The organism is Allobosea sp. AAP35, from assembly GCF_001295925.1.
In the GTDB taxonomy this organism is placed as follows: Bacteria; Pseudomonadota; Alphaproteobacteria; order Rhizobiales; family Beijerinckiaceae; genus Allobosea.
In genome coordinates, this window is the sequence record NZ_LJHQ01000077.1 from 1 (window position 1) to 1,206 (window position 1,206).

Annotated in this window: 1 pseudogene; it reads right to left on the minus strand. The window is 63.4% G+C overall.

Annotated features, from left to right (window positions below):
- Positions 1–426: 426 nt before the first annotated feature.
- A pseudogene (locus IP69_RS20790) lies at positions 427–1,206 on the minus strand (IS3 family transposase); the annotation flags it as partial.

The window sequence follows — 1,206 nt, forward strand, 5'->3', positions numbered from 1 at the left end:
CCACCAACGGCACACCTCCGGATGGCTGCCCCTCGGGGATGAGGTGGTGGCAGGATAGGGGAGGTGTGGTGGGGCGGGGATTGTTTTGAATCCCTTCCCTCGACGATAAAAGCGCGAGGAACCCCTCTCCTGCAGCGAAGTCGGCTGTTGCCGACTTCGACACTCTGAGTGCTGATCTCGGGCAGGCCCGAGATCAGTGAGAGGGGCAGGGGAGAGGTGACGGACGCCTCCCCAGCGAGGCACCATGGCAACCGAGCGACAAACCTTCGCCCGAAAACTCCGCCGCCAATCCACCACCCCCGAGGATATCCTCTGGAACCTCTGCGCGCGAACCGCCTCGACGGGCTGAAATTCCAGCGGCAGGAGAGCTGGCTCGGTTTGTCTGAACAGTTTTGGGGCTGTCGCTAAGTGGGTTTTCGGCCCTGGTTATGCCGCAACCGGGATTGGCTGCAGCGCGTTGAAGTAGGCCTGATCGGGCGTCTGCCGCCCCAGGCTTTGGTGAGGTCTCCGGCCGTTGTAGAAGGCGAGATATCGGCCGATCGAGGCGCGCGCGTCGGACACACTGGCGTAGGCGCGCAGGTAAACCTCCTCGTATTTCACCGATTTCCAGATGCGCTCGACGAAGACGTTGTCGCGCCAGGCGCCCTTGCCATCCATGCTGATCCTGATGCCCGCGCCGATCAGCAGGGCGGTGAACTCGCGGCTGGTGAACTGCGAGCCCTGATCCGTATTGAAGATCTCCAGCTTGCCGAAGCGGGCCATGGCCTCCTCGACGGCCTCGATGCAGAAGGCGACGTCCATGGTGATCGAGAGCCGCCAGGCCAGGACCTTGCGGCTGAGCCAGTCTACGACCGCCGTTAGATAGACGAAGCCCCGCGCCATCGGGATGTAGGTGATGTCCATCGCCCAGACCTGATTGGGTCGCGTCACCGGCAGCTTGCGCAGCAGATAGGGGAAGATCTTGTGCCCTGGCGCCGGCTTCGAGGTGTTCGGTCGGCGATAGAGCGCCTCGTTTCCCATGCGCTTCATCAGCGTGCCGATGTGAAGACGCCCAGCCTTATGGCCATCGGCACCGAGAAGCCCCTGCAACATGTGGCTGCCGGCGAAGGGGTATTCCAGATGCAGCGCGTCGATCGCCCGCATTAGCGCCAGATCGGCGCCAGATCGGCGGCAGGAACCGCGCGGGGCAGATAATAGACGCTGCCC